This window comes from Nonomuraea sp. NPDC049784 (assembly GCF_040659615.1).
Taxonomy (GTDB): Bacteria; Actinomycetota; Actinomycetes; order Streptosporangiales; family Streptosporangiaceae; genus Nonomuraea.
Genome location: NZ_JBFAMX010000033.1, coordinates 17,587 through 40,984, shown reverse-complemented (window position 1 = coordinate 40,984; position 23,398 = coordinate 17,587). Strand labels below are relative to the sequence as shown.

The window sequence follows — 23,398 nt, the reverse complement described above, 5'->3', positions numbered from 1 at the left end:
TGCCATCGGTGACCTTGACGCCGATCCCGGTGTCCGGGGCGACCTTCTTCGTGCCGTCGGCAGGCGTGATCGACAGCTTGGCCACCGGACCCTGCCCCTGCTGCTTCTCAGGCGGCGTGTTGGAGCCGCCCGAGCTGCAGCCCGCGGCAAGAAGCAGCACCACCGTGAACGTGCTGACGAATATGGTCCCGCCATTCCGCATCGCCGATGCCTCCAGTCCCCCGACAAATGGGCGCATTTCAGGCTAGACAGCCCATTAATGATACAGAGAGCCCTATTCCCGTGACTGACGGTAATCATGCGGAGATGCCTAGATCAATGGTGATTTGATGTGAGATCCGCCCTGGACGACCGCGTGCCGCCGGAGGCGCCGGAGCCGGCCGACGCCGGCGCGGCGATGACGGCTTGGAGCAGGTCCTCGGCCGGGACCCCTTGGGGCACGTCGCGGCCGCCCTGGAGCGCGTCGGCCATCAGTCGTGCCAGGCGCTGTCCGCCGTCGCCGAGGCAGTACTCCACCAGGGCGGCGTTGTCGGCGGCCAGGCCGTCCAGCGTGCTGCCGCCCATCCAGCGAGTGCGGATGCCGTGGCCGGCAGAGAGGCTGTTTCGGGCATCTAAGTCCACCCCGCTGGCTGCGCTCACTCGATCGCGTGCACTTCAGGACAGCTTCGTCGCCGGCCGGCTACGCGTGGTCGGCGAGCTGATGCTGGATCCGTGCGGCAAGGGCGCACATTGGACTGGGCGTCGGCCGTGTCTTCGGAGTCGTTGTCGGCGGAGATCTGCGCCCACCGGTGCAACGTGTCCGCGATCAGCGCCCAGCGAGCTGACGGGGGTGGCATCGTCACCATCTGCCCGGGTGCGGCCATTCACGGAAGCCCTGTTCGTCGGCGGGCCAGTCCGGGATGCGGTCCCAGCCGATGCTCAGCAACTGTTCGATTGCCGCCCCGTCGTCTGCGACGGTGGCGTCGATGACGAGTCGGTCCTGCACGGGCAGCGTGAGGGTGACGATGCGGGCTCCATGTCGACCGTCCCTTCCCTCGACTCAGGCACGGTTCTCAGGACGGCGGGCTGCCGTACGGCATGCACGGAGCTGGTCCGCCGGAAGGTCGGCCGGGCGGTGTGCTTGGCCTTGCACCCGGACACGTACGTGATCAGGCCGGGCAGCAGCGGGATCGGGAGCGACTCCAGCCAGTCGGGCAGGAACGCGATGAGGCCGAGGTCGGCGTTGACCGACTGCAGGACAGCCAGGACGGCGAGCAGGCTGAGGTAGAAGCCTGCGGTGACCGCGGGGCATGCCTGCTGCTGACCCCGCTCCCAGCCGAGGGGCGACGATGTTCTCAAACATCAAAATCATGCTTGTATAACACCCCTTAGGTTTTACGTGTTGTTTGGGCTTAAAGAGGTAACTGTCAATATCTGGTGTGGGTATGTCTGCTTCCGTCCGAGTGCCTGCTGAATCCGAATGCCCGCCGAAATGGTGGGTGCCGGATTTCGGGCCCATCCATCCAATGAACGGAAACGAGAGAACGTGAATACTGAAAGTCGGCGGTCACGGACCCCACGCCATGGGCGGTTCGCGGCACTAGCTCTTACCGGCGCGGTCGCCGGTGTTATGTTCCTTCCGCTCGTCCAGGGGGTAGCCGGAGCGAGCGCGGGCTTCCCTGCCGTCCAGGCCGGCGGGCCACCGGCGCCGGCGCCGGCACCTGCGCCGCGCGTCTACGTCCACAAGGAGCGGTTCGTGCCCCCTCCGCCCCCCCGCCGGCACCGCGAGGACACCGACGTCCACGTCTTCAACCGCAACTTCAACTTCGGCCACCACAGGGACCGCTTCGATAATCGCAACTTCGAAAAGGAATTCGAGCGCTTCAAGTTCGACCGCAAGGACCACGACAACGACCACGACCTGTCAGATTGACACCATGCCAGCTGGCAGACCGATGCGGGTAGGCGAGAAAGAGGCGCTCGCACAGATGCCGGCCGCCTGCTGACGGGCTCCGAACGCAAAAACGGCCCGCCCCTCCCGGAGGAGGAGCGGGCCTTGCGATGACCTTATGTCAGCGCGTCCTTTACCGCTTTCTGCAACCCCGCCGCCACTACATCTCGGGGCTCCTCGCGTACCTGATCGTCGCGCAGAAGATAGAAGTCGGTGGGTGCGCTGGGTATTGTGCCGCGGACCCCGTAAAGCGACTGAGCGCTGCGGCAAATTCGGCTGCTGCTGGACACCCCGAACCCCATCAACTTCGGTGCCGAGCAGGACATCCCGTCCGCCGTCGTACCGCATGCCGTCGACCCGGAGTCGGCACAGCGACTCCGGGAGCTGAGCGCGCGACTGCCGGCGGCGGCCAGAGAATACAGATCACTTGATCAGAGGTTCCCGCCAGTACTGCGCCCTTGTTCCCCGCACCGCCGCCGGCCGGCGCGAATCACGCCAAGCCCATCTCACGGTCCCGATCGATCTTCCTTCCGTGCCGCCAAGATGATGAGCGCCGCGGAGATGACCCCGGAGAAGAACGGGGATGGCACAAGCAGGACGCCACCCAGCACACACCACGTCGCGACGCCCCAGCCGATTCCGGCGGGCACAGCCACCCCGCGCCCAGCGAGGTGCCATATCAGGCAGCCCAAGAGAATCAGGGGCACGGCGAAGCCTCGGACAGACCTGACGCCGCCTTCCCGGCTCACGGCGCTATCCGGCGCGTCCCTTCCGCGGGTGGACGCGGCGAGCCGGGCGCGTCGGGGCCGTGGATGATTCTTGGACAGGCGCTCAGCGCACTGACCCCCTGGGGCCGTCTGGGGTCTGCCCGGCCAGGTCCCGATGACTCAGGGGGGCGGCCCAGGAAAGGTCGAGGCGGGCGCGGAGTCGGCGAGACGCACGTCACATTCGTCTGGCTGTCACCTCTTGCCGGGCTGTTCCGTCAGTGGGGTGTAACAGCTAAGACGGCAAGGAGATCACCATGGACGCCCGTTTCAACTACTACGGCAACCCGGTCGCGACGAAGTTCCAGAAGTACATCAACTCCGCGGGCAAGGTCGTGGCGGACTCGACGCTGCCGGCCGCGACGCAGGAACTGGTGAAGATCCGCGCCAGCCAGATCAACGGCTGCGGCTTCTGCACCGACATGCACACCAAGGACGCCGCGCACGCCGGGGAAACCTCGACGCGCCTCAACCTGATCGCGGCCTGGCGGGAAGCGAAGGTCTTCACCGACGCCGAGCGGGCCGCCCTGGAACTGACCGAACAGGGCACGCGCATCGCCGACGCCGCCGGTGGCGTCACCGACGAGGCCTGGGCGAACGCCGCCAAGCACTACGACGAGGACCAGCTCGCCGCCCTGGTGTCCCTCATCGCCCTCATCAACACCTACAACCGCATGAACGTCATCATCCAGCAGCCCGCCGGCGACTACCAGCCCGGCCAGTGGGGGTAACCAGCGATCACCTCTGAAAGGCCTCGTCGAAGTCGACCCGGCCTTTCCCTGGCCCGACGTTCCGCATGATCATCGGGCACCAGTCCGCACCTGGTGAAGGGCCGACGAGCTGAGTACCTGACCCGGGGGGTCGGCGGCTGTCTCGCACGAGCACGCACGCCCTCGGGCCGGGACCAGCGTCGGACCGTCGCCGGACAGCGCCGTACGAGCATGCGGTTGGGTCAGGACTCGTCGGCGGGAAGGGTGAAGAGGCGGACGTAGACGGGGCGGGCGTCCGGAGGGGCGTCCTCGGCCCGGTGGCTGTACTTGAGCAGCAAGGCGACGTACTCGTCGTGGAACTCGTTCAGCTCCTCCTTCGTCATGCGAGCCAGGCCTCTCGAACCCTTCGCCCAGTCGGGGTCGGCGCGGTAGGCGGCCGGGAAGCGCTCCATGAGGGCGCGGTCCTCCTCGAACCCGATCCGGTGGAACTCTTCCAGGACCGCCCGATCCTCCGGGGCCAACTGCTCGGGGGCGGGGGCGCGCATGTCCCTGGGGATCCGGGCGCGGCGCCACCAGCGTTCGCGGCCTGACGAGCGTTCGGGAATCTCCTCGATGAACCCGTACTTCTCCAGCTGCCGCAGGTGGTAGCTCGTGGTGCCGGTCTTGGCGCCGAACAGGTCGCCCAGCGTGGTCGAGGTGGCGGGGCCGTGGATGTTGAGGTGGGTCAGCATGCGGCGGCGCATGGGATGGGCGAGGGCCTTGAGCCTGCCCGGGTCGTCGAGGATGAACGGCTCGTCGTCATCCCTCGTCTCGTCCTCCTTCATGAGGAGGAGCGTAGTCCTCAAGAACGATATCTGCAGACTCTTCTTTGCCGAGACTTCTCTGCAGAGTATGTTCGGCGGCATGCGGACAATTCTTGCGATCCTCGCCGCCAGTCTCTTGGCGGTCGGCCCCTCCGGCGGCTCCTTAGCGCTCGCCTCCTCCACCGGCCCCTCGGTGGCCGCCACCTCGTCAGCGTCCGGCTCCACGGCCGGGCTCGATGGGGCGCTGGACGTACCTGACGACCTGACGGCCGCTGAGGTGAGCTTCCGAGGCAGTGCCGGACTGGTGATGCACGGCAGCGTGGTCAGCCCGGTACGGGCACGGAGCGGGCGGGCCGGGGTTGTGCTGGTGCACGGGGCGGGTTCCGGAACGAAACGGGACAAGCTGCTGGGCGAGGCCGTGGCGTTCGCTCGCCAAGGACTGTCGGTGCTGATCTACGACAAGCGTTCCGAGGGGTACTCGCTGTTCCAGAGGTCGTACTCGCAGCTGGCCGACGACGCCCTGGGCGCCGTGGAGACACTGCGGCGGCAGCCGGGGATCGATCCGGCGAAGGTCGGGATCTGGGGGCTCAGCGAGGGTGGATGGGTGGCGCCGCTCGCGGCGTCGCGGTCCGGGAACATCGCGTTCGTGATCCTCGTGGGCGCCAATGCGCTGCATCCGCTGCGGCAGCAGACCTGGGCGGTGGCGGCCGGCTTGCGGAAGGCGGGGGTGCGCGGGTCCTTCGTCGACCGGGCCGAGCCCACGCTGTACCGGGTGATCGCGGATGGAGGGATGTTCCCCGAGCCCTACTACGATCCGGAGCCGGTCATCGCGAGCGTGCGGCAGCCCGTGCTCGGGATCTGGGGCGTACACGACCTTCTGACGCCTCCCCGGGAGACGCCTCCCATCTTCGCCAAGGCCTTGGAGCAGGGAGGGAACCGGCGGTACACGTTCCGGTTCTTCGCGGATGCCGATCATGCTGCTCATCGGACGCCTGATGGCGGCGTCACGCGGTTGCCCGAGCTCGCTCCTGGCTACGCGGAGCTGGTCGGCGGTTGGGTGGGAGCGGTGACCTCGGGGCGGGCGCCCGTGGCGCAGGTGACCGGGCCCGCTCCGGTCCAGGCGGACAACACGGTGGGGGTGCCGCCTGCCGAGTGGTGGGAGTCGGCAGGCGTTCAGGCGGCGGCGCTGGTGTTGTTCCTGGTGGCGTTCGGGGGGTATCCCGTGGTGGCCCTGGTGCGCCGGGTGCGACGACGGGGCGGCGTTCCGGCTGTCAAGGTGGCGCGGCTCGTGAGTGCCGGCGGGCTCGTGGTGGTCATTGGAGGGTTCGCCTATCTATTCTACGCGATCATGACCGGTGGGAAGCTGTCCTCGCCGGGACCCCTGGTGGCGGACAGGCCGCTCGTCTGGCTGGCGATCCAGGCTCTCGCGGTGGCGACCGTCGTCGGCACTGTCTTGACCTGCGTACGGTGGCGGCGGTCCGCTGCGCCTGGCGAGAGGGTACGGCTCGGGTTGCTGGTCGCGGGCGGCGTCGTGTTCGTTCCGTGGGCGTTGTACTGGGGGCTGCTCCTCCCCTGACTATCCATGGGTTGTATGTGGGGTGTTTGGGGCGGGCGGGGTTTGCGGGAGTTTATGCTGATGCGCGGATTCTGAACGGGGAGGCGCTGTGCAGACCAAGAAGGACCTCTATCAAGCACACCGCTTGATGCAGCAGAGGCTTGGCATGGCGCTCCTGCAAGCCGAGCCCGACGTCCCCGAGTCCCCCATGCGGCGCCAGAACGTGGCCACGTTCGGCGGGATCCTGATCGGGGTCCTGGTCATGGCGGTGTTCGGGATCTGGGGGCTGGTGCGGCCCGGGAACGCGACCAAGCTGACCGATCCGGGGCAGTTGCTGGTCGAGGAGGAGAGCGGGGCCAAGTTCATCTACAGCGAGAAGCAGCGTCGGCTGCTGCCCGTGGCGAACTACGTGTCGGCCAGGCTGGTGCTGGACGCCGGGCAGATCACGACCCGGAGCGTGAGCGCCGCCTCGCTGGCCGGGTACGCCCGGGGGCCGCTCATCGGGATCTCCGGGGCCCCTGACTCGCTGCCCGAGAGGACGAAGCTGGTCAAGGCGCCGTGGTCCGTGTGCGTGGTGGAAGGGCCCGACAATGTGGGCGGGCGCAAGCCGTACACGACCCTCGTAGGGGGGACGGACGTCGGCGGGCGGCCCGTGGGCGGTGACGCGATGGTGGTCTCCGACGGGCAGCAGAACTGGGTGATCTGGGGCAATCGCCGCATGCGGGTGAACGAGCAGGGCGTGCGGGCGCTCAACGCGCAGCCCAGGAAGGTGCCGGCGGCCTGGCTGAACGCGCTGCCGGCCGGCCATGACTTCAAGGGCCCGTACGTGGCGAACCGCGGCAAGAAGGTGCGAGCCAACGGCAAGGTCGCGGCGGTGGTGGGGCAGGTGTTCACGGTCGCGGCCATGCCGGGCACGGCGCAACGGTGGTACGTGCTGCTCAACGACGGCCTGGCGCCCATCTCCGCCGTCCAGGCCAGGCTGCTCCTGGAGGACCCGGCCAGCAAGGTGGCGTACGGGAGGCGCCCGGTACAGGCCATCCCGATCGACGCCGCGTCTGCCAACGCCTCGCCCTCGCGCCAGAACGTCATGGACACCACCCTGCCGACGACCATGCCCAGGGCGATCAACGTGTCCGGCTCGGTGCCGCTCTGCTCGGTGTATCCGAACACGGCGACCGGCTCGGTCGTGGCCACGGTGACGGTCGGGAGCAAGGTCGCGATTCCGACACCGTCGAGCTCGGGCGTGCAGGACCGCTTCGACCAGGTGCTGCTCCCGCCGGGCAGCGCCGTGGTGGCCGGGGTGCTGCCCGGCGAGGGCCAGCTCGGCGCGGTGGCGAGCACGCTGTCGCTGATCAGCGACCAGGGCGTGCGCTATCCGATCCCGTCGGCCGACGTGCTGGCGAAGCTCGGCTACGACCCCGCGGACATCGCGCCTGTGCCGTCGAGCATCATGCACGCGATCCCGCAGGGGCCGGCGCTGGACCCGGCCGCGGCCTGGGTGCCCCTGACCGTCGGCAGCCGGTAGACCCGGTCCGATGGGCGGATCCAGCGGCTAGAAGCCGATCTCCGGAATCAACGACGGCTGGTCCAGCCCGCTCGGGATATCCGACTGCGGGTCCTTGACGATGTCCGCCTTGGAGGGGTCCCAGATGGCGCTGGCCTGCACCAGGTTCGGCGTGCCGGTGGACGGCATGGCCTTCAGGAACGGCAGATCCTTGGTGAACTGGTTGAACGCCGTTCCCGCGAGCCCCAGGTAGAGGGTGATCTTCATGATGAGCTTCCAGTGCTTCTTGAAGATCTCCATCAGAGTCTTGTAGGCGTTCCTCGTCCACACGACGGCACTGGCCTCCGACGCTCCGCCCCACGGCGTGAAACGCACGACCGCCACCCACGCTGCTATCACCGTCAGGAGACCGGCGAAGATGTCACAGATCCACGCCAGGACGTGGAACGCGGTGGCCGAGCACTTGAGCGTGTCCCCGCAGGCGACGCGGTTGTTGTCGAGCTTTTCCAGCTCCCTGTCGAGCTCGTTGACCTTCTGCACGAACGACGAGTAGGCCCGACCGGCCCATTCGCTGTTCTCGCCGACCTCCTTGGTCATCCGCTTCAGCTCGCCGCGCAGATAGGCGAGGTCGCTGCCACCCCCCGTCGAGGGCGCCGGGACGAGCACGCCCAACGGCTGCTGCGTGGCCGTCGTGGCACCCGCCGCCATCGGCGGGTGCCACCCCTTGTTGTCGGCCTGTTGGATGTTGACCGGCGTCTTGTTGTTCCACTGCTCCGCCGCTCGGTGCTGCTCCGCGGGGTCCGCAATCAACAGGCTCATGAGCCCGAGGATGGGCAGCGCGTACGGCATGATGAGCGTTGCCGCCCCTGTGGCCGCCAAGGCGCTGTAGAACATCGCCTTGTCTTCTTCGTAAGCCACCTTGCTCGCCTAGTCCTCCCTGCCGAGCACCGCCGGCGTGATGTCCTCGTCCGTCTCCCAGACCGACTCGTCCTCGCCGGCGTGCGCACCGCGCTCGCGATCCTTCTCTTCCTGGCCGGTCCCGCCGCCCATCCCGGGCGTCATGGGATAGAGCGGCATCCCGGTGTTCAGCGCGCGGGCGATGCTCCCCGGCGCGCCCACACCTGACGCGCCGCCCGCGGCTCCGAGGCTGCCCTCCGGCATGCCGACCGACGTGCGCGGTATCGACATCGACGTGCGCGGGTCGATCCCCGTGGTGCCGGGGATCTGCGGCGTGGTCGAGGTCGGCAGGCTGGGGTTGAGGCCTTCCAGGTTGGTCTTGGGCGTCTGGTTGAGGTCGCTCAGGTCGGGGGTCTTGACATCCGGCTGCTTGATGTCGGGTTGATCAATGTTGGGTTGATCAATGTTGGGCTGGTCGACGTTGGGTTGATCGATGTTGGGCTGGTCGATGTTGGGCTGCGGGATGTCCGGATTTCCCAGGTCGTCCGTCGAAGGCTTGTCGATCTTCAGGTCATCGGGGTTGATGCCGCTCTTGGGCAGGTCGCCCAGGCCCTTGGGCAGGCCGCCCGCGCCCAAGCCCTTGGGCAGGCCGCCCCCGGGGACCGTGGGCAGGCCGCCGCCCTTGTCCTTGGCCTTGCTGGCCTCCTCGGCCTCCCGGGTGTTGGTGGCCGCGTCGGCGAGCGCCTGCTTCCATGAATCCAGCACCTCCTTGGCCTGCGACAACGCCTCGGCGGCGTTGTCGCGGACCGAGCGGTGCGCCACGTTGAGCCCGCCGCCGATCACGCCGAAGGTGAGCTGGTGCATGTCGATGGCCCGGGTCTTCTGACTCATTGAGGTCAGGTCGTCGCCGTAGCTGCCCACGTTCTTCCCCAGCGTCGTGACGCTGGAGTGCTTCATCGCGAAGCCGGGATCCTTGGAATGCGGGTCGACGGTCGTGTTACCGAGCCCGCTGAGGAGATTCGAGTAGGGATTGCTGCCGTCGGTCACGTGCCCCCCTTGTCACGATCGCCCCATAGGTTACGACAGCCGCATAGGTGCCGTACAGGCAGATACGGACGGTTACTACTCGCCAGGAACAGAGGCCCAAACAGGTACATTCTGTCAATACACCTACGATCCGCCCCGATGATATGGAAAATTAACGCGATCACATGCGACGCTAGTGGTGGATGTTCACTAATGTGACCAAACAGGCCGACTTCAGTAGTCCGCTGGAGTCAGCCGACCAGCAAGGGAGGGAGACCCTGTGGGGGCACAACCGCAGACTCAAGTAAGTGAAGCCGATCTCAAGGCCGCGATCACCCTCATCGAGGACGCCGCCGAGCGCCTGCGCGGTATCCAGTTGAACCTCGACCAGGCCGGCATCTCGCTCAAGCACCACTGGGTCGGCCAGTCGGAGGCCGCGTTCGACGCCGTCCACAAGAAGTGGCACGAGCGGATGGACGTCATCCTCGGCAGCCTGCGCCGCTTGGCGGAGAACATCGGGACGAGCAACACGAACTACGCCTCGTTCAACCAGGAGCGCACCGAGGCGATCAACCAGATCGCCAACCTGATCAACGCCGCACCGCTGTCGCGTTGACCAGCACCCCTTCGGTGACGAGGACCAACTAGCAGCACAGGAGGCCGCGATGCCCGCAGAAGACATTTTCGATATCACAAAGGTCAACTACGCCGGCCTCGGCGAGGGTGAGGACGCCTTCGCCAGGGCGTTCAACGACATGGTCACGACCCTGGACAACCTGGAGCGGGACCTGCTGGCCAAGAGCGCGATCTGGCAGGGCCAGACCAAGACCGTCTTCGACGAGGTCAGGCAGCTCTGGGAGCGCGAGGCCAACGACATGTCCCAGTTCATCGACCTGATGAAGAAGAACATCAACATCACGAACATGAACATGCAGCAGGTCGAGAAGGTCAACTCCCAGATCTTCGACGGCAAGTAAGGCGTAGCGCGGGGGCTGACACCAGAGGGGGAACATGGGCAGCGACAACGGTGGAGTCGAGCTCAGCCGGAGAGCGATCAAGGCGGCCAAGGCGGACCTTGAGGAGGCGCTCGCCATGCTGGACCCTGACAACAAGGTCGGCAAGGCGGGCGGCCACGGCGCCGTGAAGGCCATCTTCACGGACTCCGGCCCGGCCATCCAGCTCAGCAGCGACTACGACGCCCTGGGCGGGTTCTGGCCGGCGGCCCTGGGCTTCCGGCAGAGCACCACCAACGCCGTCACCGCCGTCACCGGGACCTACTCGAACATCAGCGGTCAGGTGGCGAACGTCATCGGCCTGCTCGAGCAGGCGTTGAAGAACTACGACGGCGTCGAGGTGGACAGCGAAGGCCGCTCGAAGCAGGTGCAGGTCTGATGGCCGAGTATCAGGCGGCCATCAGGGGCCACATCGGCAGCATCGAGTTCGAGGGCGCGACGCTCGATCTGCTCCGGGACACGCTGGCCAAGAACAATCCCCAGCTCATCGGCCAGGCCGCGGGCGAGTTCCTCGAGGCCAAGGTACGGCTCGACCACCTCGTCGAGGTGGTCGACAAGCACCTGCGAGAGCTGGACAAGCACTGGACCGGGGGCGAGGACGCCAAGACCGTCAAGACGCAGTTGCGAAAGCTGCGGGACGCGGCGGCGGACATCTCGACCGCGATCAGCGACCAGCCCGTCGATCCGAAGAATCCCCCGAAGAACCCGCACGGTGTCGCCCCCGCCCTCATCGTTCACGCCCGGACGTTGGCGGTGGCCAAGGGAGACGTGCCCGACAACCCCGGCAGCGACATCGACTTCGGAGAGGCCGCCGTCACGGGCGGCATAGCCGGGGCCGCCATCGGCTCCTTCTTCGGTGGGGTGGGAGCCGTGCCGGGTGTGGTGATCGGTGCCGGCGTGGGCCTCCTCGTCGGCGGCATCACCCGCTTCATCAGCGACATCCCGTTCGTGAACCTCTGGGGCGACTCCAAGGAGGAGAAGGACCGGAAGAAGGCGGCCGAGGCCATCAAGCTGCTGAGCCAGGACACCAAGCTCAACAACGAGGTGTTCCCGCCCCAGCTCAGGACCGATATCCCTCAATTCACCACGCTCTCGCCGAAAATTCCCACCGACCCGTTCAGCGGAAAAAATGGGATAAACAGCAATATTCCGGACGGCCTCAATCAGCCGTACGACCCCACGCGCGACCTCAATGATCTGAACCAGGATGGCCTGCAGGACCCCAGCCAGCACCAGATCCCCGGCCTCGACACCACGGGCAACCCGGTCAGCACGTTCCCCAACGGCACGGACGGGATCGGGGGCACGGGAATCGGGAACGGCCAGAACGGGACCGGAGCGGACGGCCAGGGCGGCAACATCCCCGGCCTGAACGACCCCTCCGCCACGAACGCGAACCTGAACCCGAACGGCTCCAACACCGGCGGCCCGAGGACGTCCCTGGCCGGGATCAACGATCCGTCCCTGTCCACCCCGTCCACCAGCTTGCCCACCACTGGCATCGGCAGTCCGTACGGCGGGTCGGGCGTGGGAGGAAGCGGCTTCGGCGCCGGCGCGGGCAACGGCGTGAACGCGGCTAGCCTGCGCGGCCTGGGCAACGGGTCCATGTTCCCGGCGGTCCCACTGTCCGGCGGCCGGGGCGGTGGCGAGGAGGAGAAGGAGAACGAGCGGACCACGTTTCTCCTGGAGGACGAGGACCTCTTCAGAAGCGACGTGACGACGACGAACCACCTGATCAACGGTGACTCGAAAGGCAAGGCATGAGCGCCCCGAGCAAAGACCCGTCGGATCACGGTCTCAAGCTCGCCAAGGACTTCCCCGGCCTCGGTGAGGGCGACAACCGCGGGCCGTACGTCGACCACGCGGCGGTCAGAGAGGTCATCTCGCAGCTGCGCAAAGACCTCGGCGGCGTGCACGGCAACCCTCGGCCGTCGATGAGCGCCACTTGGAGCGGCCCTGGCACGCTCGGCGAGGTCCAGGGAATCGGGAACGTCGGGCCGGAGGCGACCGGCAAGTGGGAAGTCGCCAGCAACTTCGGTGGCAACTTCGAATCGGCGTACAAGGTGTTCGGCGAGAGCTACAGCCAGCTCGTCGACTACATCGAGGAGTGGGCCTCCGCAGTCGAGCGGGCCATCGCCAACTACGAAAAAGGGCACACGGACAGCAGTGCGACATGACTGCAGGGATGGCGTAGATGGGTAACGAGTGGAAGCCGATCAAGGTCCATGACAGCCTCGGCAACCCCAAGCCCGGCATCTTCGTCACCAGGGCCACGGTCGTCTCCTATCTACAGGACACCGACCCGGACCGCATCGAGAGCGCCGGCAACAGTTACGTCAAGGCGGCCGGACTGGTCCACGGCAAGGACGGCCTCGAGGGCAGGATCTTGACGGCCGCCGAGGGTCTCGCCGCGGTCTGGCGCGGCTCGGGGGCCACCACGGCGCTGGAGGCGCTGCGGCTGCTGCACGCGAGCGCCGCCGCGCTCGGCGACGCCATGGAGAAGACCGGCAAGCCGATGGTCGAGTACGCCCAGCAGCTCCGGACGTCGAAGACGACGATGCCCGCGGGCGACGCCAGCGATCGCAAGACCAACGTCGACAACGAGCCCACGACGAGCACCACCGCTCCCCAACCGAACTTCCAAGTACCGAGCCTCCAAGCACAGCTCGCGGACATGGCGGCCCGGGGACACCTGGAGCAGCTGAACAACAAGATAATCGAGCTGAACGGGCAGATGGCCGACGGCCTGGCCTTCCAGCTGCCCAAGATCGCCCCCATGGTGGTGGACACCCAGAAGGCGCCGCACATCGACCCCGGCAGCGGCACCAAGACGCCGTCGGGCCAGACGAAGTACTGGAACGGCGACGGCACGGGCGACGGCTCCTCCGGTTCGAAGGGTTCGGACGGCTCCGGCGACCAGAAGGGCTCCGACGGCAAGGACGACCAGGATCCCGGCAAGAGCCAGGACCCGGGGCAGGACCAGGGCCAGGACGACCCGGGCAAGGGCCAGGACGACCCGTCCACGGGAAACCAGGACCCGGCCGATCCCGAGCAGCCCGGCGGCGACAACCCGTCGCAGAAGCCCGGCGACCAGGACCAGAGCGTGCCTCCGGTGATCGGCGCCGACAGCCCGAAGACCCAGCTCGCCGACGCCGGCAACCCGCCTCTCACCACCACCCCGCCGACCACGGGTTATCCGCAGGCCACACCCAACCTGCTCACCCACACACCGACCACCCAGATGCCGACGAGCACCCCGTTCCCCGGGGTCCCCGGACAGGGCGGCTCAGGCGGCACTTGGTACGGCACGGGCGGCGCTGGGTCAGGGGCCGCTCCGGCGGTGCTCCGTGGCGGCCCGGGGACCACGGGCTCGGGGCTCATGGCGTACCCGCCGGGCGGCATGGGCGTGGGCGGCAACCAGAGCAGCGAGCGCGACCGCGAGATCTACGACCCCGAAGGGGACGTCTGGTCCCCCGCGCATCAGATCAGCCCCGACCGCATCGGCTGACGGAACCCAACCAAAAGGCCCGGCCCACTTCGTGTGGACCGGGCCTTCGCGCGCTCTCAGCCCTCCATGCGCTGCCGAATCCTGTCCAGCTCCCCCATGAGGTCCTCGTACGTGCGGTTGTAGGCCGTCTCGGCCTGCCGTAGCACTTGCATGCCTCCCTCGGGGTCCTGGGCGAAGCGCATGGGATTGTTCTCCTCGCCGAAGACGGCGCCCATCTCCTCGGATACGCGTCGCTGCAGGTCAGCAGTGGCCTCCGCGATGACGGCCTTGATGCGTTCGGCCAGTTCGCCGGAATTGAGGCGCATGGCCTTGGGGTGCAGGATGAGCTCCTTGAGCCCCGCGCTGCCGCACTCGGCCGTGACGAGCCCGTCCGGGTCCTGGGCGTGGCCCGTCAGCTCCTGCAGGACCTTCTGGAACTCGCCGGCCCGTGCCATCTGCTGGTCGGCGTTCCTGAGGAACCTGTCGATGTCCAGCGCCCCGAAGTCCCCCTCGGTCATCCCTCACACCCCACAAGCCACAGAAGCCTCTTTTCCGGCAAGCCTATCCTCAGGGCTGGGAAGTCTCCCGCTTCGGCTCGATCCAGTCGAAGTCCTGATAGCGCGGGGGCAGGCCGGAGTTCTTGGCGGGCTCCGCGAAGGAGGGATACTTGCTGGCGTCGATCTCGATCGACTTGAAGTTGATCGCGGCGTCGCCGGCCGGCGTGATGTAGCTCCACTGGTGGTTCCTCTTCACCATGGTCGCCAGCACCTCGCCGCCCTCCTTCAGGGTGCTGGCCATCGAGGTGGCCAGCACCAGCGTGGCGATGTTGACCTCGGCCGTGATGTACTTCTCCATCAACACCCCCCACACCGCGCTTTGTGGCACCCGCTGCAGCGCCTTGGCGACGACGAGCACGCCGAGCGCGGTGAGCGCCGTGCGCATGACCCAGGTCCAGAAGCTCCGGTAGGCCGCCGCGACCTCGTCGAGCGAGCTGCCGCCCGTATTCAGGACATTGCGCAGCACCTCGGACTCGCGCTGGAAGGTCCAGAGCACCCGGTCGAACTCATCGCGGTCCATCGCGATCCAGCCGTCTTTGGCCGTGTCCCGGAGCTGCGGGAGCAGGTTCTTCATGCCGCCGTCGAGCCGTTGGGCCATGGCGCTCTGCCAGACGCTGACCGCCTGGGCCATGCCCGGCTCGTTGGCGAGCATCCCACCGCAGATGGCGACGGCGGGAGTCAGGCCCAGGGCGAGCCTGCCCGTCCTCTTCAGCAACTTGAGCGCCTTCTCCCCCAGCGACGGCCCGGCCGGGCGCGCCGCGTTGAACTCCGGAGCCGGACCGAACCTACCTGCGCCCATGTTCGCGCGCGGGGCGCCATTGGCGGCGTAGCCCTGGGGGGTAGGGGGGCCTGCGGGCTGGTTGGGGTAGGCGTAGGGGTTGCCGGGAACGGGCCTGGGCTGCGTATACGGCTGGTACGGGCCCGTCGTCGGGCTGGTGGGCGTCGTGCTGTAAGGGTTCGGGGTGGCGTACGGGTTGGAGTAGGGATTGGCGGGCACCGGCTGGGCGGGCGCCGGAGCCCGGGCGTGCGCCCAGGGATCCGGGGCGCCCGGCTGCGCCGGCGCGCCGTAGGCAGCCGGTTGCGCCGGCGTGGCGTAGGGATTGCCAGGCGGTGCCGGGGTGGCCGGCGGGGTTCGGGTGTGCGCCCAGGGATCCGGGGCGGCGGGCCCGGGGTCAGGGGTGCTCATCAGCTGCGGTACTTCACGATGCTGGCCTCCTCGGCCGCCCGCCAGTTACGCCTGGCCCGTTCCAGGGACACCGACCAGCTCTGCACGGCGTTCTCCATTTCGGTGAACGTGGTGTCCGCCCAGCGGCGAAACTCCTCGTACGCGCCGCCGATCATCACGCCGCCGATCGCCCCGAAGCCGATCCCCTCCACGGCCGTGAGCTTCAGGAGCCCGTGAATGAACTCCACGTCCGGATGCAGCTCCTCGTCGACACGCTTCCGCGTGTGCGCGATGGTGGACGAGGTGACGTAGATCTCCTGTCGCGCGTTCTGCTGGTTATTCGCCACAAAACATGATTGTTGTCCAAATTTCCCGATCAATGGACTGGATTGCGGCGATCTTCATGATTGGTTCAACAGCGCGCCAGCCGGAGATCGCCTTCGGTTAACCGGCCGCCGATGGCGTGGCGTGTCATGGACTACACCGGGGATGACGTGGACAAACTCCTGCGGGACAACGAGCGCGAGCTCACGCGCCTGGCCGCAGCCGCCGCCGAACTGCAGCTGATCACCGGCAAGGGCGAGAGCCGCAGTGGCCTGACCACCGCGGTCGTGAACGCCGACGGCACGCTCCAGAGTGTGGACTTCTCGCCGCGCGTGCTGCGCCTGGACATCAGAGCCCTGGCCGAAGAGGTCGTCCAGGCGGTGCGCCAGGCGCAGGAGGATCAGGGGCGCCAGGCCCAGGAGTTGCTGGCCGTGCCGCAGTCGCAGATCATCGGGCTGGAGGAGATCCAGCAGCAGTTCGCCGAATTCCAGGACATGTTCGGCGCGGAAACGGCCGAGCGGAACGACCGGCTCCGACGTCTTCGCGAACGGGACCCGCGCGACGGCTGACCGGCGCTACGGCTGGCCCGGCGAGGCGGCCCGCCGGCCGGGCCGCCTCGCCGGAGGTCCGGGGTGCGGCGGTCAGCCCGCCAGGCCGCGGATCCACGTGTAGACGTCGAGGACGCCGAGCGCCAGCGGGAAGAGCGCGATCAGCAGGATGACGTCCACCACCTCGCCCGCGCGCCCCCAGAACGGCGAGAGCCGCCCGGACGGCAGCCACAGGCCGAGCCCGACGACCAGCATCGCCAGCCAGAGCACGGCCATCACCACGGCCGCGGCGGCCACCGTGCCCGCGCCCGCGCTCAGCTCGATCCCCACCGCGATCAGACCGCTCAGGCCGGTGCCCAGCAGCCAGAGCCGCTGGCCGAGGCCGTGGAAGACGCGGGCGCGCAGCAGCAGCACCAGCGAGAGCACGACGGTCATCGAGACCGCCATCCAGGTCGGCGTGGTGGCCAGGAAGAGCATCGCCCCGATGGCGGTGAGCACGATCCCGACGACCATGCCCGTGGCGTACCGGCGGGCCTGCGCGGTGCGGCCCAGGACGCCCTCGCTGTCCAGCCGCTGGTTGTCGGCCCGCAGTTCCTCGGCGTTGGTGGGCAGAGCGGGCAGCGGCACCCTGGCGATCCTGAACGACAGTGTGGGGATCAGCGGGCTGAACGCGATCAGGATCGTGACCGTCATCGACGCCACGCCCGCGGGGGGCAGGCCGAACACCATGACCACGCCGGAGGCGATCGCCCCCGCCACCGCCGCGATGGCCGTGCCGAGGAAACCCGCCACCCCGTCGGCGACCACGGTGCCGCCGATGGTCGCCACCAGCGCCGTACAGGTCAGTGCGGCCAGCAGGTGCGGTGCGCCGAGCCCGGTCAGGGTGGAGCCGCTGACGAGCCCGTACAGCCCCGCCAGGAACGCGTAGGGCAGCGCCGCATAGCCGATCAGCGCGCCCGCGGAGGAGTCGCCGACGGCTCTCGACAGGGCCGCGCTCACGCCGACCAGCAGCAGCGCGAGCATGCCCGCGACCACGGCCACGCCCAGCGGCGCGCTCCCGGACAGCACCAGCGCGGGAGCTCCGAGCGCGAGCATGATGGCCGCAGCGCCCGCTCCCATGGCGCGAGTGTGGCGGGCCTCCCATTTGCCCGAGCTGTCCTTGACGCCGGTGGCCACCACGTCGGCCACGTCGTCGAAGAGCGCGGGCGGCAGTGTGAGCTCGCGCGGCCGCAGGTAGAGCAGCTCGCCGTCCAGCACGCCCAGCGACGCGAGCGTCTGCCCGAGGTCGAACGGGGCGCCCCCGAGCCGCTGGAGCACCCAGCCGGGCGGGCCGGCCGCGTCGCCGCCCGCCTCACCGACCGCACGCAGCAGCCCGGGCAGCACGTGCGGCAGCGGGATGTCGGCAGGCAGCGCCAGATCGACCCGGCGGCGCGGGGCGACGATCGTGACGTGGCACAACGGCGCCAGCGGTGCGCGCACCTGCGGCTGAGCGCCTGGTTGCATCGGCGGCCCAGGCGGCCCAGGCGGCATTGGCCGCATGGGTTGCATCGGCTGGTGGGCGAGCGAGGTCACGGCCACTCCAGGTCTGACTGACTAAATCCGATATGCCGAACATATAGGGATGATGTGTCTGGTAAGAAAGTGTTCCAGGTGACAGGAGGGTTGTCCCGTCAGTGAGCATTGTTGTCGTCCGGCGCCCCGAGCGCCGTCCCAGCCCCCAACCACCGCGCGGGGAGATCTTGCTGGAGTCTCCGCCGGAGATCCCCGAGGTGCAGCCCGCCGGGCTGGGTGGCGTCCTCATGTACGTCCCGATGCTGGCGGGCGGTGCGGCCATGGGGCTGATGTTCACCGCCGGCGGCAACTCCAACCCCATCATGTACGTGGCCAGCGGCCTGTTCGCGGTCTCGATGCTGGGCATGACGGCCGGCCAGTTCGGCCGCAACGCGGGTGAGCGCAAGAACCGGCTCAACGGCCTGCGCCGCGACTACTTCCGCTACCTCTCCCAGATCCGCAAGCGCGTCCGCAAGGCCGCCATCCAGCAGCGCGAGGCTCTGGAGTGGAGCGGCCCGGCCCCCGAGACGCTCTGGTGGGTGGCCATGGGGCCGCGCCTGTGGGAGCGCAGGCCCCGCGACGACGACTTCGGCACGGTACGGCTGGGCACGGGCGTGCAGAAACTGGCCGTCCAGCTCATCCCGCCCGACTCCAAGCCGGTCGAGGACCTCGACGCGCTGACGGCGGGCGCGCTACGCAGGTTCGTGCGGGCGCACTCCACGGTGTCGGAGCTGCCCGTGGCGGTCGCGCTCAACTCCTTCGCGCGGATCCAGCTCACCGGGGACCCGCGGGCCGTACGCGGCCTGGTACGGGCGATGATCGCCCAGCTCGTCACCTTCCACTCCCCCGACGACATGCGGGTTCTGGTGTGCGCGAGCAAGGAGTGGATGCCCCACTGGGACTGGGTCAAATGGTTGCCGCACGCGCTGCATCCCGAGGAGATGGACGCGGCCGGTCACGTGCGGCTCATGGGTGAGAACATGGGCCAGCTCGACCAGCTCGTGGGCGACGAGCTGAAGGAGCGGGCCAGATTCCGTCCGGGCACGGCGGCCGACGCGCTGCCGTACCACGTGGTGATCGTGGACGGCGGGCACGTGCCGCACGACTCCCAGCTCGGCTCCGACGCCATCCAGGGCGTCACGGTGATCGACCTGTCAGGGGCGACGGGGCCGATCGAGGAGGCCAGCACGCTGCGGCTGGAGATCCTGCCCGATGGGTTCCACATGGTGAAGATCGACCACGCGGGCAAGCGGTCCACCACCCGGCTGGGTGATCCCGACAAGCTGGACTACGCGCGCGCGGAGGGCCTGGCCAGGCAGCTCGCGCCGCTACGGGCCTCGGCGGGCTCCGGCGGCGAGTCGCAGGACGTGCTCGGCACCAACACCACGCTCACCGACCTGCTCGGCGTGGGAGACCCGGCCAGGCTCTCACCCGTGGTCACGTGGCAGCCCAGGGCCGGCCGCAACAGGCTGCGCGTGCCCATCGGCATGGGCGCCGACGGCCGGGTCGTCGAGCTGGACATCAAGGAGTCCGCGCAGGGCGGGATGGGCCCGCACGGGCTGGTCATCGGCGCGACCGGCTCGGGTAAGTCGGAGCTGCTGCGCACGCTCGTGCTGGGCCTGGCGATCACCCACTCCTCCGAGATCCTCAACTTCGTGCTGGTCGACTTCAAGGGCGGCGCGACGTTCCTCGGCCTGGAGGACCTCTCCCACGTCTCCGCCGTCATCACCAACCTGGAGGACGAGCTCCCCCTGGTCGACCGCATGCACGACGCCCTGCACGGCGAGATGGTGCGCAGGCAGGAGCTGCTGCGCGCAGCGGGCAACTACGCCTCGCTGCGCGACTACGAGCGGGCCCGCGAGCAGGGCGCCGACCTGCGGCCGATGCCGACGCTCTTCATCGTGCTGGACGAGTTCAGCGAGCTGCTGTCGGCCAAGCCCGAGTTCATCGACCTGTTCGTGATGATCGGCCGCCTGGGCCGCTCGCTCGGCGTGCACCTGCTGCTGGCCTCCCAGCGGCTGGAGGAGGGACGGCTGCGCGGCCTGGACACCCACCTGTCCTACCGGATCGGCCTGCGGACGTTCTCCGCCATGGAGAGCCGGGTCGTGCTGGGCGTTGCGGACGCGTACGAGCTGCCGTCGGCGCCGGGCAACGGCTACCTGAAGTTCGACACGACCGGCATGACCAGGTTCAAGGCCGCCTACGTCTCCGGCGCCCACCTCGACGACCCCGCGCAGGCGGTCGCCGCCGACGGCACAGCGGCGATCCGCGAGGTCGTCGAGTACGGCCCCACCTACATGCCGCTGCCCGAGATCACCACTCCCGTCCAGGTGGCGACGGAGCAGGAGGAGGACGAGCCCGCGGGCGGCAACCAGCGCAGCCTGCTCGACGTCGTGGTCGGCCAGCTGTCCGGGCACGGCCCCGCGGCGCACCGCATCTGGCTGCCGCCGCTGGCCGAGCCGCCTACTCTGGCGCACCTGCTTCCCCCGCTCTCGGTCACCCCCGAACACGGCCTGACAACCGCGGGCTGGCAGGGCAGGGGCAAGCTGCACGCCGTCATCGGGATCATTGACAAGCCGTTCGAGCAGCGTCGCGACCCGTTCTGGCTGGATGTGTCCGGCGCCGCCGGACACATCGGCGTGGCGGGCGGCACGCAGAGCGGCAAGAGCACCGTCGTGCGCACCATCGTGGGAAGCATGGCGCTCATGCACACGCCGCGCGAAGTCCAGTTCTACTGCCTCGACTTCGGCGGTGGCGCGCTCGCCTCGCTCGAAGGTCTCCCGCACGTGGGCGGTGTGGCCACCCGCCTCGACGCCGACCGGGTACGCCGTACGGTGGCCGAGATCGGCGCCATCCTGGAGCAGCGCGAGCGGGACTTCGGCGAGCACGGCATCGAGTCGATGGCCACCTACCGGCGGATGCGCGAGGAGGGCACGATCGAGGGCGACGGCTGGGGCGACGTGTTCCTGGTCGTGGACGGCTGGCTGACGCTCAGGCAGGAGTTCGACTCGCTGGAGCCGACCATCACCGACATCGCGGCTCGCGGGCTCGGTTACGGCATCCACCTGATCGCCGCGACCAACAAGTGGTCGGAGTTCCGGCCGAGCATCCGCGACCTGCTCGGCACCAAGATCGAGCTCAAGCTGGGCGACGCCTACGAGTCGGAGGTCAGCAGGAAGAAGGCGCTCGCCGTGCCGGAAGGGGCGCCGGGCAGGGGGCTGACGAAGGACGGGGCCCACTTCCTGACCGCGCTGCCCAGGATCGACGGGGTGCAGAACGCGTCGGACCTGGCGGGCGGAGCGCGCGGGCTGGTGCAGGCCGTACGGGACTCTTGGCAGGGGCCGCCGGCACCGCGGGTCAGGCTGCTGCCCGCCGTCCTGCCCGTGTCCGCGCTGCCGGACGACCGGGAGCGGATCCCGATCGGCATCGACGAGGCGGCGCTGGCGCCCGTGGCCCTCGACTTCGACGCCGACCCGCACTTCGTGATCTTCGGCGAGAACGAGAGCGGCAAGTCGAACCTGCTGCGGCTCATCGCCGAGGGGCTGGTGCAGCGGAAGCAGCCCAGCGAGGCCATGATGATTGTGATCGACTACCGCAGAGCGCTGCTCGACTCGGCGGCGACCGCCCACCGCATCGGCTACGCCGCCTCCAGCGCGGCCGCCACCGAGCTGATCAACGACGCCAAGGGCGCCCTGCTGAGCCGCCTGCCCCCGGCCAACCTGTCGTCCGAGCAGCTCCGTGACCGCAGCTGGTGGCAGGGCTCCGACCTGTACATCGTCGTCGACGACTACGATCTGGTCGCGACCTCGTCCAACCCGCTGCTGCCGCTGGTGGACCTGCTGCCGCAGGCCCGCGACATCGGACTGCACGTCGTGCTGGCCCGCCAGATGGGCGGCGCGGGCCGCGCCATGTTCGACCCGGTCATCCAGCGCATGAAGGACATGGCCACACCGGCGCTGCTGATGTCCGGCAACAAGGACGAGGGCTACCTGTTCGGCAACGTACGGCCACAGACGCTGCCGCCCGGCCGCGGCTTCCTGGTCGACCGGCGCTTCGGGGCGCGCCTGACGCAGACGGCATACCTGGACGCGGACCACACACGGGGAGAATGATGGCGGATCTCGAGATTCACCTCTCAACACTGGACAAGTGCCGCACAGCCATCCACAAGGCCGCCGGCCAGTACGAGACCACGCTGCACGAACGCAATCCGGGGGCGCTCACCTACGACGACAAGGGTGAGCCGCGCAACAACCGCACCCCGGTCAGCGCGGACACCTTCGGTCACCTGGACAACTCCGGCGCGCTTGCCACGGCCGCGAACGGCGTCTGGACCGCGTTGATCGGCGAGATGGACCAGGCCCGCAGGAAGCTCAACGACGTCGAGCGGGGGCTGAGCAACGTGGAGGAGAACATCCGCAAGGCACACAAGGCGACCTCATGAGCGTCGCAGACCTGCCCGGAGGCCCCGACCTCGAAAAGATGCTGCAGCAGGTGACCGGCGACCCCGGCGCGATCGACAAGCTCGCCACCGCCTGGCGCGCCGTGTCAGGCGACATCAACGAGTTCGCGGGCGGGCTGGGAGCCGCGGTGCAGGCGGTGGACAACGCCTGGAAAGGCAGCTCCGCCGACCAGTTCGACGCCTATATGCGCAAATACGGGTCCGCGGCTGAGGACCTGAACCTGGCGATGTCCAACTCCGCCTCCTCTCTCGACGCCGCCGCCTCCGCGCTGCGCACCTCGCACACCGAGATCAGCTCCATCTGCCGGGACCTGCGCACCAACGCCGACAACTACAAGACCAAGTACAAGTCCGAGCACCCCAACGCCACAGAAGCCGATATGAAGCCGGAACTGGAGAGGCTGGTCAACCAGGCGAAGACCGAGGCCCAGAAATGGGTGAACTCGGCGAACGAGAAGGTCGGCAAGGCCAAGGACGACATCAACGGGTTCCTGAACGGGCGCGGGCTCACTTTTCATGCCATTCCCGAGGTGTCCACACAGGAGTTCACACCGACGCCCGGGAAGAAGATCGACTGGAAGCCGGATCCCACCTACCAGCAGCGCACCACCCTGCAGAGCGGCGGGCGCGGGCCCGGCGGCGGCCCGACCGGCTTCGGGGGCTACGGCCCCAGCGGCCCGCCGCCCGCGGGCGGCGGGCCCGCGCCGACGGGCCAGGTCAAGGACTGGATCGAGCAGGCCATCGCGATCCTGGAGAAGAACGGCGTGCCGGCCTCCAAGATGAACGCCAGCGACATCTGGATGATCATCAAGCACGAGTCCGGCGGGAATCCCAACGCCATCAACAACTGGGACTCCAACGCGGCCAAGGGCACGCCGTCCAAGGGCCTCATGCAGACCATCGACCCGACGTTCAACTCGTACTCGCTGGACGGGCACAAGAACATCTACAACCCGGTGGACAACATCATCGCCGGTGTCCGGTACGCGATCTCGCGCTACGGCTCGGTGTCGAACGTGCCCGGCGTGGTCAACACCAAGCGCGGCGTGGGCTACGTCGGCTACTGACAGGCTTGTGGGCCCGGATCTCGTGATCCGGGCCC

General features: G+C 68.6%; 23 protein-coding genes and 1 pseudogene. 14 read left to right on the top strand and 10 right to left on the bottom strand.

Going from position 1 to position 23,398, the window contains the following annotated elements:
- From AB0J09_RS11120 to AB0J09_RS11110, 3 genes and pseudogenes are all read right to left on the bottom strand, one after another.
- A pseudogene (locus AB0J09_RS11120) lies at positions 1-202 on the bottom strand (hypothetical protein); the annotation flags it as partial.
- Between the two features lie 113 nt (positions 203-315).
- Positions 316-564: a hypothetical protein gene (locus AB0J09_RS11115; protein WP_360688686.1), complete on the bottom strand. Its 249-nt coding sequence runs from the start codon at positions 562-564 to the stop codon at positions 316-318.
- A gap of 354 nt (positions 565-918) precedes the next feature.
- Entirely contained in the window at positions 919-1,338 is a 420-nt protein-coding gene (locus AB0J09_RS11110) for a hypothetical protein (protein ID WP_360688683.1), read from the bottom strand.
- 397 nt (positions 1,339-1,735) lie between these two features.
- Here AB0J09_RS11110 and AB0J09_RS11105 point away from each other — a divergent pair, with 397 nt between their 5' ends.
- Positions 1,736-1,912, top strand: coding sequence for a hypothetical protein (locus tag AB0J09_RS11105; RefSeq protein ID WP_360688680.1), 177 nt, complete (start codon positions 1,736-1,738; stop codon positions 1,910-1,912).
- 1,039 nt (positions 1,913-2,951) lie between these two features.
- Positions 2,952-3,425: a carboxymuconolactone decarboxylase family protein gene (locus tag AB0J09_RS11100; protein ID WP_360688677.1), complete on the top strand. Its 474-nt coding sequence runs from the start codon at positions 2,952-2,954 to the stop codon at positions 3,423-3,425.
- Between the two features lie 221 nt (positions 3,426-3,646).
- Here AB0J09_RS11100 and AB0J09_RS11095 read toward each other — a convergent pair whose 3' ends face one another.
- Positions 3,647-4,228, bottom strand: coding sequence for a helix-turn-helix domain-containing protein (locus AB0J09_RS11095; RefSeq protein WP_360688675.1), 582 nt, complete (start codon positions 4,226-4,228; stop codon positions 3,647-3,649).
- A gap of 79 nt (positions 4,229-4,307) precedes the next feature.
- Here AB0J09_RS11095 and AB0J09_RS11090 point away from each other — a divergent pair, with 79 nt between their 5' ends.
- Entirely contained in the window at positions 4,308-5,783 is a 1,476-nt protein-coding gene (locus AB0J09_RS11090; RefSeq protein WP_360688672.1) for an alpha/beta hydrolase, read from the top strand.
- 88 nt (positions 5,784-5,871) lie between these two features.
- The gene (gene eccB, locus AB0J09_RS11085) at positions 5,872-7,287 is read left to right on the top strand and encodes a type VII secretion protein EccB (protein WP_360688669.1); all 1,416 of its coding nucleotides are present in this window, start codon (positions 5,872-5,874) and stop codon (positions 7,285-7,287) included.
- Between the two features lie 27 nt (positions 7,288-7,314).
- Here eccB and AB0J09_RS11080 read toward each other — a convergent pair whose 3' ends face one another.
- Together AB0J09_RS11080 and AB0J09_RS11075 are read right to left on the bottom strand one after the other, a co-directional pair.
- Positions 7,315-8,184 carry a hypothetical protein gene (locus AB0J09_RS11080; protein ID WP_360688666.1) on the bottom strand — a complete coding sequence of 290 codons (870 nt, stop codon included), beginning with the start codon at positions 8,182-8,184 and terminating at the stop codon, positions 7,315-7,317.
- Between the two features lie 9 nt (positions 8,185-8,193).
- On the bottom strand, positions 8,194-9,210 hold the full coding sequence (locus AB0J09_RS11075) for a hypothetical protein (RefSeq protein ID WP_360688663.1): 1,017 nt from the start codon (positions 9,208-9,210) through the stop codon (positions 8,194-8,196).
- Between the two features lie 259 nt (positions 9,211-9,469).
- Between AB0J09_RS11075 and AB0J09_RS11070 the strand changes: the two genes are divergently transcribed.
- From AB0J09_RS11070 to AB0J09_RS11045, 6 genes are read left to right on the top strand one after another with little or no spacing between them, the layout of a single operon-like run.
- Positions 9,470-9,805 carry a WXG100 family type VII secretion target gene (locus tag AB0J09_RS11070; RefSeq protein ID WP_360688660.1) on the top strand — a complete coding sequence of 112 codons (336 nt, stop codon included), beginning with the start codon at positions 9,470-9,472 and terminating at the stop codon, positions 9,803-9,805.
- A gap of 49 nt (positions 9,806-9,854) precedes the next feature.
- Positions 9,855-10,166, top strand: a complete 312-nt coding sequence (locus AB0J09_RS11065; RefSeq protein ID WP_360688656.1) for a WXG100 family type VII secretion target — start codon at positions 9,855-9,857, stop codon at positions 10,164-10,166.
- A gap of 34 nt (positions 10,167-10,200) precedes the next feature.
- Positions 10,201-10,581: a hypothetical protein gene (locus AB0J09_RS11060; RefSeq protein WP_360688653.1), complete on the top strand. Its 381-nt coding sequence runs from the start codon at positions 10,201-10,203 to the stop codon at positions 10,579-10,581.
- A complete protein-coding gene (locus tag AB0J09_RS11055) occupies positions 10,581-11,966 on the top strand; it encodes a hypothetical protein (protein WP_360688650.1) in 1,386 nt (461 codons plus the stop codon). The genes AB0J09_RS11060 and AB0J09_RS11055 overlap by 1 nt, the downstream gene beginning before the upstream one ends.
- A complete protein-coding gene (locus tag AB0J09_RS11050) occupies positions 11,963-12,379 on the top strand; it encodes a hypothetical protein (protein WP_360688647.1) in 417 nt (138 codons plus the stop codon). The genes AB0J09_RS11055 and AB0J09_RS11050 overlap by 4 nt, the downstream gene beginning before the upstream one ends.
- 17 nt (positions 12,380-12,396) lie before the next feature.
- Positions 12,397-13,710 carry a hypothetical protein gene (locus AB0J09_RS11045; protein WP_360688644.1) on the top strand — a complete coding sequence of 438 codons (1,314 nt, stop codon included), beginning with the start codon at positions 12,397-12,399 and terminating at the stop codon, positions 13,708-13,710.
- A gap of 56 nt (positions 13,711-13,766) precedes the next feature.
- On the opposite strand, the gene AB0J09_RS11040 is transcribed toward AB0J09_RS11045, so the two are convergent.
- Genes AB0J09_RS11040 through AB0J09_RS11030 form a run of 3 tightly spaced genes read right to left on the bottom strand, consistent with a single transcriptional unit; the run spans position 13,767 to position 15,758 of the window.
- Positions 13,767-14,207 (bottom strand): YbaB/EbfC family nucleoid-associated protein, encoded by a 441-nt coding sequence (locus AB0J09_RS11040; RefSeq protein WP_360688641.1) that lies wholly within the window; start codon positions 14,205-14,207, stop codon positions 13,767-13,769.
- 49 nt (positions 14,208-14,256) lie between these two features.
- Positions 14,257-15,432 carry a hypothetical protein gene (locus tag AB0J09_RS11035; RefSeq protein WP_360688638.1) on the bottom strand — a complete coding sequence of 392 codons (1,176 nt, stop codon included), beginning with the start codon at positions 15,430-15,432 and terminating at the stop codon, positions 14,257-14,259.
- Positions 15,432-15,758 (bottom strand): hypothetical protein, encoded by a 327-nt coding sequence (locus AB0J09_RS11030; protein WP_360688635.1) that lies wholly within the window; start codon positions 15,756-15,758, stop codon positions 15,432-15,434. Before AB0J09_RS11030 ends, AB0J09_RS11035 begins: the two co-directional genes overlap by 1 nt.
- Positions 15,759-15,869: 111 nt before the next feature.
- On the opposite strand from AB0J09_RS11030, the gene AB0J09_RS11025 reads away from it, so the two are divergent.
- Entirely contained in the window at positions 15,870-16,304 is a 435-nt protein-coding gene (locus tag AB0J09_RS11025) for a YbaB/EbfC family nucleoid-associated protein (protein WP_360688632.1), read from the top strand.
- A gap of 72 nt (positions 16,305-16,376) precedes the next feature.
- On the opposite strand, the gene eccD is transcribed toward AB0J09_RS11025, so the two are convergent.
- Positions 16,377-17,762 (bottom strand): type VII secretion integral membrane protein EccD, encoded by a 1,386-nt coding sequence (eccD, locus tag AB0J09_RS11020; RefSeq protein ID WP_360688629.1) that lies wholly within the window; start codon positions 17,760-17,762, stop codon positions 16,377-16,379.
- Between the two features lie 194 nt (positions 17,763-17,956).
- Between eccD and eccCa the strand changes: the two genes are divergently transcribed.
- The 3 genes from eccCa to AB0J09_RS11005 are packed head-to-tail and all read left to right on the top strand — an operon-like array spanning position 17,957 to position 23,363.
- Entirely contained in the window at positions 17,957-21,946 is a 3,990-nt protein-coding gene (eccCa, locus tag AB0J09_RS11015; protein WP_360688626.1) for a type VII secretion protein EccCa, read from the top strand.
- Positions 21,943-22,278, top strand: coding sequence for a hypothetical protein (locus AB0J09_RS11010; protein ID WP_360688623.1), 336 nt, complete (start codon positions 21,943-21,945; stop codon positions 22,276-22,278). Before eccCa ends, AB0J09_RS11010 begins: the two co-directional genes overlap by 4 nt.
- On the top strand, positions 22,275-23,363 hold the full coding sequence (locus AB0J09_RS11005) for a transglycosylase SLT domain-containing protein (RefSeq protein WP_360688620.1): 1,089 nt from the start codon (positions 22,275-22,277) through the stop codon (positions 23,361-23,363). The genes AB0J09_RS11010 and AB0J09_RS11005 overlap by 4 nt, the downstream gene beginning before the upstream one ends.
- Positions 23,364-23,398: the final 35 nt, after the last annotated feature.

Coding starts and splice junctions, on each gene's coding strand:
- AB0J09_RS11010 (WP_360688623.1), top strand. CDS start 21,943: ATGATGGCGGATCTCGAGATTCACCTCTCAACACTGGACAAGTGCCGC.
- AB0J09_RS11055 (WP_360688650.1), top strand. CDS start 10,581: ATGGCCGAGTATCAGGCGGCCATCAGGGGCCACATCGGCAGCATCGAG.
- AB0J09_RS11090 (WP_360688672.1), top strand. CDS start 4,308: ATGCGGACAATTCTTGCGATCCTCGCCGCCAGTCTCTTGGCGGTCGGC.
- AB0J09_RS11100 (WP_360688677.1), top strand. CDS start 2,952: ATGGACGCCCGTTTCAACTACTACGGCAACCCGGTCGCGACGAAGTTC.
- AB0J09_RS11035 (WP_360688638.1), bottom strand. CDS start 15,432: ATGAGCACCCCTGACCCCGGGCCCGCCGCCCCGGATCCCTGGGCGCAC.
- AB0J09_RS11095 (WP_360688675.1), bottom strand. CDS start 4,228: ATGAAGGAGGACGAGACGAGGGATGACGACGAGCCGTTCATCCTCGAC.
- AB0J09_RS11065 (WP_360688656.1), top strand. CDS start 9,855: ATGCCCGCAGAAGACATTTTCGATATCACAAAGGTCAACTACGCCGGC.
- AB0J09_RS11050 (WP_360688647.1), top strand. CDS start 11,963: ATGAGCGCCCCGAGCAAAGACCCGTCGGATCACGGTCTCAAGCTCGCC.
- AB0J09_RS11005 (WP_360688620.1), top strand. CDS start 22,275: ATGAGCGTCGCAGACCTGCCCGGAGGCCCCGACCTCGAAAAGATGCTG.
- AB0J09_RS11025 (WP_360688632.1), top strand. CDS start 15,870: ATGGCGTGGCGTGTCATGGACTACACCGGGGATGACGTGGACAAACTC.
- AB0J09_RS11045 (WP_360688644.1), top strand. CDS start 12,397: ATGGGTAACGAGTGGAAGCCGATCAAGGTCCATGACAGCCTCGGCAAC.
- AB0J09_RS11115 (WP_360688686.1), bottom strand. CDS start 564: ATGGGCGGCAGCACGCTGGACGGCCTGGCCGCCGACAACGCCGCCCTG.
- AB0J09_RS11060 (WP_360688653.1), top strand. CDS start 10,201: ATGGGCAGCGACAACGGTGGAGTCGAGCTCAGCCGGAGAGCGATCAAG.
- AB0J09_RS11040 (WP_360688641.1), bottom strand. CDS start 14,207: ATGACCGAGGGGGACTTCGGGGCGCTGGACATCGACAGGTTCCTCAGG.